General features: G+C 70.4%; 8 protein-coding genes. 5 read left to right on the top strand and 3 right to left on the bottom strand.

Going from position 1 to position 11,401, the window contains the following annotated elements:
- Window positions 1-52 precede the first annotated feature (52 nt).
- The 4 genes from ACIGAN_RS02475 to ACIGAN_RS02490 all read left to right on the top strand — a co-directional run bounded on the left by ACIGAN_RS02475 (window position 53) and on the right by ACIGAN_RS02490 (window position 6,480).
- Complete coding sequence (locus ACIGAN_RS02475) at window positions 53-1,270, top strand: thiolase family protein (protein ID WP_365099450.1); 1,218 nt, start codon at window positions 53-55, stop codon at window positions 1,268-1,270.
- Window positions 1,267-3,396 carry a 3-hydroxyacyl-CoA dehydrogenase NAD-binding domain-containing protein gene (locus tag ACIGAN_RS02480; RefSeq protein WP_399854510.1) on the top strand — a complete coding sequence of 710 codons (2,130 nt, stop codon included), beginning with the start codon at window positions 1,267-1,269 and terminating at the stop codon, window positions 3,394-3,396. The genes ACIGAN_RS02475 and ACIGAN_RS02480 overlap by 4 nt, the downstream gene beginning before the upstream one ends.
- A gap of 160 nt (window positions 3,397-3,556) precedes the next feature.
- Window positions 3,557-4,996 carry a cellulose binding domain-containing protein gene (locus ACIGAN_RS02485; RefSeq protein WP_399854511.1) on the top strand — a complete coding sequence of 480 codons (1,440 nt, stop codon included), beginning with the start codon at window positions 3,557-3,559 and terminating at the stop codon, window positions 4,994-4,996.
- A 59-nt stretch (window positions 4,997-5,055) separates the two neighbouring features.
- Window positions 5,056-6,480, top strand: a complete 1,425-nt coding sequence (locus ACIGAN_RS02490; protein WP_365738551.1) for a polysaccharide deacetylase family protein — start codon at window positions 5,056-5,058, stop codon at window positions 6,478-6,480.
- A gap of 78 nt (window positions 6,481-6,558) precedes the next feature.
- Here the strand turns inward: ACIGAN_RS02490 and ACIGAN_RS02495 are convergent, their stop codons facing one another.
- The 3 genes from ACIGAN_RS02495 to ACIGAN_RS02505 form a co-directional block, all read right to left on the bottom strand.
- Window positions 6,559-8,331 (bottom strand): glycosyltransferase, encoded by a 1,773-nt coding sequence (locus ACIGAN_RS02495; RefSeq protein WP_399854512.1) that lies wholly within the window; start codon window positions 8,329-8,331, stop codon window positions 6,559-6,561.
- Window positions 8,328-9,599 (bottom strand): nucleotide sugar dehydrogenase, encoded by a 1,272-nt coding sequence (locus ACIGAN_RS02500; RefSeq protein WP_365738555.1) that lies wholly within the window; start codon window positions 9,597-9,599, stop codon window positions 8,328-8,330. The genes ACIGAN_RS02495 and ACIGAN_RS02500 overlap by 4 nt, the downstream gene beginning before the upstream one ends.
- 240 nt (window positions 9,600-9,839) lie before the next feature.
- On the bottom strand, window positions 9,840-10,859 hold the full coding sequence (locus ACIGAN_RS02505; RefSeq protein ID WP_365099444.1) for a hypothetical protein: 1,020 nt from the start codon (window positions 10,857-10,859) through the stop codon (window positions 9,840-9,842).
- A gap of 79 nt (window positions 10,860-10,938) precedes the next feature.
- On the opposite strand from ACIGAN_RS02505, the gene ACIGAN_RS02510 reads away from it, so the two are divergent.
- Complete coding sequence (locus tag ACIGAN_RS02510; protein ID WP_365738557.1) at window positions 10,939-11,310, top strand: NTP pyrophosphohydrolase; 372 nt, start codon at window positions 10,939-10,941, stop codon at window positions 11,308-11,310.
- Window positions 11,311-11,401: the final 91 nt, after the last annotated feature.

An 11,401-nucleotide genomic window follows, 5' to 3' on the forward strand; every position in this document is an offset into this window, starting at 1 on the left:
CGCTCAGCGCGTCGCAGCAGCACCGCAATCCTGACCCTGGAGGAGAGCCATCGTGCCTCGTACCGTCAGGGACGTCGTCTTCGTCGACGGCGTCCGCACCCCGTTCGGCAAGGCGGGCCCGAAGGGCATCTACCACGAGACCCGCGCCGACGACCTCGTCGTGAAGGCGATCCGGGAGCTGCTGCGCCGCAACCCCGGCCTGGACCCGAAGAAGATCGACGAGGTCGCCATCGCCGCGACCACGCAGATCGGTGACCAGGGCCTGACCATCGGCCGCACCGCCGGGATCCTCGCGGGCCTGCCGCAGTCCGTACCGGGCTACAGCATCGACCGCATGTGCGCCGGCGCCCTGACCGCCGTCACCACGGTCGCCGGTTCCGTCGCCTTCGGCGCCTACGACATCGCCATCGCCGGCGGTGTGGAGCACATGGGCCGCCACCCCATGGGTGAGGGCGTCGACCCCAACCCGCGGTTCGTCTCCGAGAAGCTGGTCGACGAGTCCGCCCTCTTCATGGGCATGACCGCCGAGAACCTGCACGACCGTTACCCGCAGATCACCAAGCTGCGCGCCGACGAGTACGCCGTGCGCTCCCAGGAGAAGGCCGCCAAGGCGTACGCCAACGGCAAGATCCAGGCCGACCTGGTGCCGATCTCGGTCCGCCGCACCAACGCCGAGGCCGGTGAGACGGGCTGGGGCCTGGTCACCGCCGACGAGCCGATGCGCCCGGGCACGACCCTGGAGAACCTGCAGAACCTGAAGACCCCGTTCCGTGTCCACGGCCGGGTCACCGCGGGCAACGCGGCCGGTCTGAACGACGGCGCCACCGCCTCGCTGATCGCCTCCGAGGACTTCGCCCGGGAGAACGGCCTCCCGGTGAAGATGCGCCTGGTCTCCTACTCCTTCGCGGGCGTGGAGCCGGAGGTCATGGGCTACGGCCCGATCCCGGCCACGGAGAAGGCGCTGGCCCAGGCCGGTCTGTCGATCTCCGACATCGGCCTGTTCGAGATCAACGAGGCCTTCGCCGTCCAGGTGCTGGCCTTCCTCGACCACTACGGCATCGCCGACGACGACGAGCGCGTCAACCAGTACGGCGGCGCCATCGCGTTCGGCCACCCGCTGGCCTCCTCCGGCGTCCGCCTGATGACGCAGCTGGCCCGCCAGTTCGAGGAGCAGCCGCACGTCCGCTACGGCCTGACCACCATGTGCGTCGGCTTCGGCATGGGCGCGACGGTCATCTGGGAGAACCCGCACTTCGAGGGGGACAAGTGAGCACCACCGCCGAGCTTCTGAAGCAGGCTTCCGAACTGTTCCCGGACGAGGTCGTCACCACCGCGCACGTGCGCCACTTCGACCTCCCCCTCGGTGCCGGGCGCTTCGCCCTGATCACCCTGGACAACGGCCACGACCACACCAAGCCGACCACCTTCGGCCCGGCCTCGCTGGCGAACCTGAACGCCGCGATCGACCAGGTCGAGAAGGAGGCGGCGGACGGCGAGATCGTCGGCGCCGGCATCACCGGCAAGCCGTTCATCTTCGCGGTCGGCGCCGACCTCAAGGGCGTGGAGATCCTCAAGGAGCACGAGCACGCCCTCGCCATCGGCAAGGGCGGCCACGAGGTCTTCAAGCGGCTGTCGCAGCTGGCCGTGCCGACCTTCGCGTACTACAACGGCGCCGCCATGGGCGGCGGTGTCGAGGTCGGCCTGCACTGCACCTACCGCACCGTCTCCGCGGCCGTGCCGGCGTTCTCCCTGCCCGAGGTCTTCCTCGGCCTGGTCCCCGGCTGGGGCGGCTGCACGCTGCTGCCGAACCTGATCGGCCCGGAGAAGGCCGTCTCGGTGATCATCGAGAACAGCCTCAACCAGAACAAGCAGCTCAAGGGCAAGCAGGTCTACGAGCTCGGGATCGCCGACGCGATCTTCGAGGGCGCGGACTTCCTGGAGCAGTCGCTGATCTGGACCGCGACCGTCCTCAAGGGCGAGCTGAAGATCGAGCGTCCGGTGATCGACCGCGGCGAGGCCTGGGACCAGGCCGTCGCCAAGGGCCGCTTCATCGCCGACTCCAAGGTGCACGGCGCCGCCCCGGCCGCCTACCGCGCCCTGGACATCATCGCCGCCGCCAAGAACGGCGACCTGCAGCAGGGCTACGACGCCGAGGACCAGGCGCTCGCCGACCTGATCATGGGCGGCGAACTGCGCGCCGGCATCTACGCCTTCAACCTGGTGCAGAAGCGCGGCAAGCGCCCCGCCGGCGCCCCGGACAAGTCCCTGGCCCGCCCGGTCACCAAGGTCGGTGTCGTCGGCGCCGGTCTGATGGCCTCCCAGCTCGCGCTGCTGTTCCTGCGCCGCCTGGAGGTGCCGGTCGTGCTGACCGACATCGACCAGGAGCGCGTCGACAAGGGTGTGGGCTACGTCCACGCCGAGATCGACAAGCTGCTCGGCAAGGGCCGCATCAACCAGGACAAGGCCAACCGCCTCAAGGCGCTGGTGACCGGTGTCCTGGACAAGGCCGAGGGCTTCGCGGACGCGGACTTCATCATCGAGGCCGTGTTCGAGGAGATGGGCGTCAAGCAGAAGGTGTTCGCGGAGGTCGAGGCGGTCGCCCCGGCGCACGCGATCCTCGCCACCAACACCTCCTCGCTGTCGGTGTCGGAGATGGCGTCGAAGCTGAAGCACCCCGAGCGGGTCGTCGGCTTCCACTTCTTCAACCCGGTCGCCGTGCTGCCGCTGCTGGAGATCGTCCGCGGTGAGCGGACCGACGACGCCTCCCTGGCCACGGCGTTCGGCGTCGCCAAGAAGCTGAAGAAGACCGCGGTGCTGGTCAAGGACGCCCCGGCGTTCGTCGTGAACCGCATCCTGACCCGCTTCATGGGCGAGATCCAGAACGTCATCGACGAGGGCACCCCCGTCGAGGTCGCCGAGAAGGCCGTCGAGCCGCTCGGCCTGCCGATGTCGCCGCTGGTCCTGCTGGAGCTGGTCGGCCCGGCCATCGGTCTGCACGTCTCCGAGACGCTCAACCGGGCCTTCCCGGACCGCTTCACGGTCTCCCCGAACCTCAAGGCGGTCGTCGAGGCCGGCAAGCGCGGCTTCTACGTCTACGACTCCGGCAAGCCGGAGCTGGACCCGGAGGTCGCCGCGCTGCTGAAGCAGGGCGACACCGTCCTGACGGAGGAGCAGGTGCGCGAGCGGGTGCTCGACGCGGTCGCGCAGGAGATCGGGCTGATGCTCGACGAGGGCGTCGTCGCCGAGGCGCAGGACATCGACCTGTGCCTGATCACGGGCGCCGGCTGGCCGTTCCACCTGGGCGGCATCACGCCGTACCTGGACCGCGAGGGCGTCTCCGAGCGCGTCAACGGCAAGAGGTTCCTGGCTCCGGGCGTGGCGAGCGTCCCGGCGTAAGGCGTTACCCCTGAGGGGGGTGGGGCGTACGGTAACAATCCGTGCACCCGCCCCCCTCTGCGTATGCCTGCACGGATAGGATCCTCACACAATCCGACCATTGTTTACCCGGCTCCGGCGGTCTCCACCAGGGCCGCCGGTGTCTTCGAAGGAGTCTTCCGTGGCGTCCTCCCGCCGCCGACCGTCCGGACGACGGGTGTGGCCCAAGATCAGGCTCCTGCTCCTGGTGGCCGTGGTGGCGGCCGGCGGAACCGCGCTCTACCCGGTGTGGAAGGCGGCCAACCCGGACCCGCCCGAGCTGAAGGTCCGCTACCGCACCGACACCCCGGCCACGGCCGCGGTGGCGAAGCCGTCGCTGGAGGTCTTCAACGACACCGGCAGGCCCCTGCCGTTGAGCGATGTCACGCTCCGGTACTGGTTCACCGCCGAGGACGGTGCCGCCTATGCCTACAACTGTGTGAACGCCGTCTTCGGCTGCTCGAACGTGGCCGGGCGGATCGTCGCGATGGACAAGCCCACCGACACCGCCGACCACTACCTGGAGCTGAGGTTCACCGAGGGCGCCGGCGACCTGAAGCCCGGTGCCAACAGCAAGGGCATCGACGTCCAGCTGTTCCGCACCGACCACGAGAAGCTGCAGCAGTCCGACGACCGCTCCTTCGACGCGGAGAAGACGTCCTACAAGGAGGCCGAGGAGGTCACCGCGTACAAGCGGGGCGTCCTCGCCTGGGGTGAGGAGCCGGACGGCTCGAAGGCGAGCGACGAGGAGAAGGCCACGGCGAAGACGGCGCCCGAGGCGCTGCCCGCCCCGCCGTCCGGGGTGCTGTTCGACGACTTCAGCTACCTGGGGCCCAAGGACCCCGCCCTGTTCAAGCACGGCTGGCTGGTGCGCACCAGCAAGGGCGGCCCCGGCATCGAGAACACCTGGTCGGCCCAGGGCGTCAGCTTCCCCACCGCCGAGGGCTCCCACGCCGACGGCCAGGTGCTCAACCTGCGGGCGAGCACGGACGGCACGAAGGCCGGGACGAAGCAGGCGAGTCTCGGCACGGCCGCGAGCAAGTTCCGCGACGGCACCTACGCGGCCCGCATCCACTTCAGCGACGGGCCGTCCACCGGCGACGCCGGCGATCACGTCAACCAGACCTTCTACACCATCGGCGGCAAGGGCCCGACGTACAGCGAGCTGGACAACGAGTACATGCCCAACGGCGGCTGGGGCCGGCCCGGCCCCAAGCTCGACACGGTCACCTGGTACGACCACGAGAGCAACGACCGGGTCTACGAGACGACCAACAAGAGCCTCGACGCCTGGCACACCGTGCTGATCCGGGTGAAGGACGGCGTGGTCGCCTACTGGCTCGACGGCAAGAAGCTCTTCCTGAGCAACGGCAAGTACGCGCCGCGCGCGGACATGTCCGTGAACTTCAACCACTGGTTCATCGACCTGCCGTTCAAGGGCGAACGCGCCTGGGACATGAAGGTCGACTGGCTCTACTACAACGCGAACGACACGCTGTCGGCGGCGGAGGTCCAGGCCCAGGTGGCCGGCTTCACCGGCGAGGGCAGGAACTACTTCGACACGGTTCGGGAGACCCGGTGAGGAACAGGCGGTCCGGCGCCCACAGGCACGCTGCCGAGGCAACGGAGGACAAACCGGTGGTGAGCAGGCGTTCCGCGCTGCTGATGGGCGGCGCGGGGGGCGTCGCGATGGCCGGGGCCGGCGCGTGGATGGGCAAGGTGATGGCCCAGCCGGCCGCCGCCCCCGCCGCCGAGGGCGCCATCGGAGGCCTCACCACGCCTCCCCTGTACGCCCCCTCCGGGCGCCGCCCCAAGTACCGCCGGGCCAGTTGGTCCCAGCAGTTCCAGTCGGGCCACGGCTGGACGCCCGGCGGGGCGGGCACGGCCTCGGCCGAGGCGAACGACACGGCCCAGTTCGTCCGCGGCACGCAGGCGGTCCGGGTGACCACCAACGGCACCGGCAAGCAGTCCTACGTCCGCAGGACCGGCATGACCGCGATGAGCCTGAGCGGCAAGATGATCCGGCTCGTCTTCCGCGTGGACGACGTCACCAACCTGGCCAAGATGGTCTTCTACCTGGGCAGCGGCTCGCTGGCGAACCACTTCGCCTGGAGCTTCCACGTCCACTCCAAGACGTCGGCCAACTACGTGCAGTCCGGCGAGTGGGTCACGGTCCACCTCCAGTGGGCGGACGTCAGCGCGGCGGCCGGGACGTACTCCATCGGCGCCGACGGCAAGCCGTCGACGAAGACCGGCTTCACCGACATGTCGTTCGCGGTCTACGACAACGCGGGCGGGCCGGTGACCTACCGGCTGCAGGCGGTGGAGCTGATCCCGGACACCGTCTCGGTCTTCCCCAAGGGCGTCGTCTCCATCACCTTCGACGACTCCCACAAGTCGATCCACGACCTGGCCCGGCCGGTCATGGACCGCTTCGGCTTCCCCGGCACGGTCTACAACATCGCCGACGCCATCGGCACCGGCAGCTTCCTGACGCTGGGTCAGATGCGTTCCATGCAGGACTTCTCCGGCTGGGAGATGGCGGGCCACTCGTACGCCAACGCCGTGCACACGGCCAGCTACCCCAAACTGACCGCCGAGCAGGCCGACGACGACTTCCGCAAGCTGCGCGAGTGGCTGGTGTCCAACGGCTTCACCAGCGAGCACTTCGCCTACCCGCACGGCGCGTTCCAGAAGACGTCCGACGGCGTGCCGGTCGACCAGATCGCCAGCCGGCACTTCACCACCGCCCGGTCGATCATCTCCGAGACCATCGAGTCGTTCGCCCCGGCGATGCCCTACCGCCTCAAGGCGCTGACCGGCATCAACGACGGCACGGGCATCGGCGGCACGGCGCTGTCGAAGCTCACGGGCGCGGGCGGCAAGCTCGACCGGTGCGTGAACAGCGGCGACTGGCTGATCCTCTGCCTGCACAAGGTCACCGAGGGTCCCCCGGCGACCAGCACCGAGATCGGCAAGGCCGGTCTGGAGACCCTGATGAAGGCGATCGACGAACGGGACATCCCGGTACTGACGGTCGAGGAAGCGATGGCCTCCTACACCTGAGGCCCGGAACCACGGACACACGAGTAAGGGGCGGCCCCCCGGCCGCCCCTCTCTTCGTCTCTTCGTGCCGTCGCGGCGCTACCAGCCGCCGCCCTGCCCGTAGCCCTGGCCCTGGCCTTGTCCCTGGCCCTGCGGCCAGGAGGGGTCCGGGTACGGATGGCCGCCGTGCTGCGGGTCGTAGCCCTGGCCCGGGTACTGCTGCTGGTACGGGTCGGGGTGACCGGGGTGGCCGCCCTGCCACTGCTGCTGGCCGGCCGGTGCCGGGGCTCCCCACGACACCCGCTGCTGCGGGACCGCCGGGTGGTGCTGCTCGTCGTAGCCCGGGATCGGCTGCGGCTGGGAGGGGATGCCGCCCGCGGGGCGGGGGCGGGTGCGCAGGGCCACGCCCTCCAGGCGCATCAGCTGGAGCGTCTCGGTGACCTTCTTGTCCGAGTACGGGTCCTCTTCCTCGAAGATCTCCGTCACGTCGTGCTCGTGGTCACCGGCCACGGACACCTCGACACCGCCCTGGCGGGTGCCCCAGCTGCCCTTGTGCAGGGTGAACAGGGCGTAGAAGCGCAGCGGGGTGAGCAGCGTCAGCTGGATCACGCCGTAGATCGGCGCGAGCAGGAACATGCCGAAGCGCTTGACGAAGCCCATGCCGCGGCGCGGGAAGTCCAGGTAGCGGACGTTGCGCAGGTAGCCCATGAGGACCATGAAGATCAGGTAGTCCCCGATGTGGTTCAGGAACTGCTGCGGCTTCATGATGGGCAGGATGACCATCGAGTAGAACATCGCCGAGCCGAAGACCAGCCAGAGCGCGAGCTCCATGCAGGTCAGCCAGAAGGCCGGGCGGTACTTCTTCTGGTGGCGGAAGGCCCACAGGGACTCGCGGAAGAAGGACTTGTTCCAGCGCACCTGCTGGCGCAGGAAGTGCGGCAGCTTCTCGGGGACGGCCGTGTAGCCGACGGCGGTCTCCTGGAAGACGACCTGGCCTTCCATCAGGCAGTAGTTGGTCATGCGGCGGTCGTCGCCGAAGACGGCCGGCTTGCCCAGGAACTGCTGGTTGAGGAAGTCCGGCAGGTACTTGCGCACCAGCGTGCCGCGGTAGGCGGAGAGCGCGCCGCAGCAGCACAGCACCGACTTCAGCCGCGAGTAGGCGGCCCGCTCGAAGAGGAACGAGTTGCCGTAGCGCAGGTCCTGCAGGCGCGTGAAGATGTTGCTGTCGTGGTTGAGCGCCAGCACCATGCCGGTCGAGGCCATGATCTTCTCGTCGGCCAGCGGCAGCAGCAGCTCGCGCACGGTGTCCCGGGACAGCACGGTGTCCGAGTCGACGCACAGGAAGATGTCGGAGTACGGCGCGGCCTCGAAGCCCAGCGCCAGCGCCTCGCGCTTGCCCTTGTTCTCGGGCTGGACGCTGACGGTGTACTTGACGCCCTTGGCCTCGAACTCGCGGCGCAGCTTCTTGGCCGCGCGGATGCCGGAGTCGTTGGCGCTGGCGTCGTCGATGATGTGGATCTCGTTCGGCAGGCGGCTCTGCGCGAGGAGGCTGCGCATGCCCTGCTCGAACATCACCGGGTCCTCGTTGTAGATCGGGATGACCGCGGTGACCCAGGCGTTCTCCAGGTACTCCAGTTCCTCCCGCCCGGCCTTGGCCGGACGGTAGAACAGGGCGCCGAACATCTTCAGGGCCAGCAGGCCCATGGCGCCCATCGAGTACAGGTGGAGGGAGCCGGCGTCGAGCCGGGTGGCGATCAGCGCGGCCAGGCCCAGGAAGACGAAGTACGAGACCTTCAGGTGCCGCCGCTTGCGGTGGGCCCGACGGCCACCGGAGTCGACGGCTCCCGGTATGTACGTATCGTCGGCAGTCACAGCTTGACCACCCGCGGATGGTCGGCGGACTTGCCCCGGGTGTCGAACAGCGACCGGGCGCGGTCGGCGAGCGCGTCCAGGTCGATCTCGCGGTGCGGCTGGAGCAGGATGGTGAGGTCGGCGGCCTCGGCGGCGGCGAGGTAGTCCCCGGCCCGCTCGACGGACGCGCCCCCGACCCGCCAGTCCTCGACCCGCGGGTCGAAGTAGACGAGTTCGGCGCCGCGCGCGAGGAGGTTCTCGGCGACGGCCAGCGCGGGGCTCTCCCGCTGGTCGGAGATGTCCGGCTTGTACGTCACGCCGAGCAGCAGCACCCGGGAGCCGCGCACGGCCTTGCCCTGGTCGTTCAGCAGGTCCGCCGCGCGGTTGACGACATGCACGGGCATGCGCTGGTTGATCTCCTGCGCCAGCTCCACGAACCGGAACGGGATGCCCAGCGAACGCACCTTGTACGACAGGTAGTTGGGGTCGATCGGGATGCAGTGCCCGCCGACTCCGGGGCCGGGGTAGAAGGGCGCGAACCCGAACGGCTTCGTCGAGGCGCAGCGGATGGCGTCCCACAGGTCGACGCCGATCTCCCGGCAGAACATCGACATCTCGTTGACGAGCGCGATGTTGACGTGCCGGTAGGTGTTCTCCAGCAGCTTGGCCATCTCGGCCTCGCGGGTGCCCTTGGCTTCGACGACGCGCTGCACGAAACGCTCGTACAGGGCACGGGCGGCCTTGGTGCAGTCGGCCGTGACGCCGCCGACGACCTTGGGGGTGTTCTCCAGGCCGAAGGAGGCGTTGCCCGGGTCGATGCGCTCCGGGGAGAAGGCGAGGTGGAAGTCGACGCCGACGCGCAGTCCGCCGGCCTCCAGGCGCGGGCGGACGACCTCGTCGGTCGTGCCCGGGTACGTCGTCGACTCCAGCACGACGAGCGTGCCGGCCGTGAGGTGGGCGGCGATGTCGTCGACGGCGGCGTGCACCGCGCCGAGGTCGGGGGCGCCGTGGTCGGTGAGCGGGGTCGGCACGCACACGACCACCGCGGCGGCGTCGGCGATGACGCCCGCCTCGTCGACGGCCCGGAAGCCCTGCTCCAGCATGGTGCGCACATCGGCGTCGGTGATGTCGTCGACGTGCGAACGGCCCGCGTTCAGTCCGTCGACCACGCGCCGGCTGCGGTCGAGACCGACCACCTTCAGACCCGCCGCGGCGGCGGATCTGGCCAGCGGCAGTCCCACGTAACCGAGCCCGACAACGACAAGATCCACCGTGGAGGATCTGCTCACGACATCATTCCCCAACCCCGTTGCCACGGCGTCGGCCAGACGCAGCAGCAACCGGCCCCCCGAGCAAAATCGAACAAGTCAAAGGAGGCTAACAAGATCTTCACTTTTTGACCATGTTCATCCGAGGTGCGCCTTGTCACGCACGCATCAGTACAACCCTCGGCACACTTCATGTGTCTGGTGCGTCAGGAGCCTCGGAATGAAGGGCTCCCTTCCGTTTCCGGCCGGGCGTCCCTGGCGTCAGATCTCCCGCCAGGCCTCCAGCGCGAGCCCGGGCTCGTCCTTGCGGCGGGTCAGGAGCAGGGTTCCGCTGGACGGCGAGAGCGAGGCCGCGACGACCTCCCCGTGCTCGTCCAGCGCCAGCGCGACCAGGGCGTCGGACGGCAGCTGCGGGCCGGACTCCGTCCACCAGGCCCCCGCCGACTCCTGCTCGGTCGGGTACGCGGCGAAGGCGACCCGGCCGCTCGAGGAGCGCTGGGCGAGCACGGTGCAGTCGTGCCCCTCGATGACACAGCGCACCGCGGCGACCGGCCCGGGCCCGGCGGCCGCCAGGAGGGGCACCGGCTTCTCACCGGGCCGCCAGGCGCACAGGTCCCCGGACAGGTCCGTGAAGAAGACGGTGGTGTGCTCGGCGGACGTGGCGAGCGCGCGCAGGGTGCCGGGCCGCACGGCGGCCTCCACCTCGCCGGCCCGCACCGGCTTCTTCCCGTCGCCCTCCTGATGCCAGTGCAGGAGCGCGCCGGGCGCGCAGGCGTACAGCTCGACCCGCCCCGACTCCGCCGCCACCGGAGCCAGCTGCTCCGCGACGTCCTGGCCCCCGAGGTCCAGCCAGCCGCCCCAGCCGCCCTTCACCTTCTGGTTGCGCAGGCTCACCCCGCCGCCCGCGTTGCGGACGAAGACGTAGCCGCGCCCCGGGCCGTCGACGGCCACGGCCGGTGGCCCGGTCCGGTCGCCCTTCTTGTCGGGGTGCCCGATCGGCACCCAGTCCAGGGGGGCCAGCAGGGGCCGGAAGTGGGTGGTGTGCACCAGCCCCGACTCCCCCGGCACGGTGGGCCGCCAGGCCGCCAGGTGGGCGTAGCGGTCGGCGCCCTGGCCGACCGCCGCGCCGGGGTGCAGCTTCTGGGTGCCGCCGACGGTGCGCGGGGTCGCCTCCCAGGGGCCGCCGGGGCCGCGTTCCGCCCGGCACAGGACGGCTTCGCCGGAGGGCAGGTAGACGGTGAGGCGGCCGTCACGGCCGCGCAGGAGCCAGTCGCCGTTCACCAGTTCACTTTATGCGGGCGCGGTGACCCGCCGCGGCCCACCCCCGCGTGCCGGGCGCCCGTCGTGCGACCCTGGCCGCATGAACGCCGCTGAGCCTCTCCTCGTCGTGGTGGACGCCGCGAATGTCGTCGGATCGGTGCCGGACGGATGGTGGCGGGACCGGCGGGGGGCCGCGGAGCGGCTGCGGGACCGGCTGGCGGCGGACGGGGTGCCGGGCGTGTCCGGGCCGGTGGAGATCGTCCTCGTCGTGGAGGGGGCGGCCCGGGGGGTGGAGTCGGTGCCCGGGGTCCGGGTGTCGTCGGCGCCGGGCAGCGGGGACGACCAGATCGTCGAGGTGGTGGCGTCGGCCGGCGACCGCGCCGTCCTGGTGGTCACGGCCGACCGCGAACTCCGCGACCGGGTCGGCACCCTGGGCGCCGAGGTGGCCGGCCCGCGCACGGTACGCCCGTAGCGCCCCGGCTCGCCCTCCCGCCCCGGCCGGCGAGGCGCGCCGGCCCGCGGTCCGGGACCGGCCCGTGCGGTGTGGGTCACGGGCCGGTGTG

The organism is Streptomyces sp. NPDC085931 (assembly GCF_044540565.1).
Classification (GTDB): domain Bacteria; phylum Actinomycetota; class Actinomycetes; order Streptomycetales; family Streptomycetaceae; genus Streptomyces.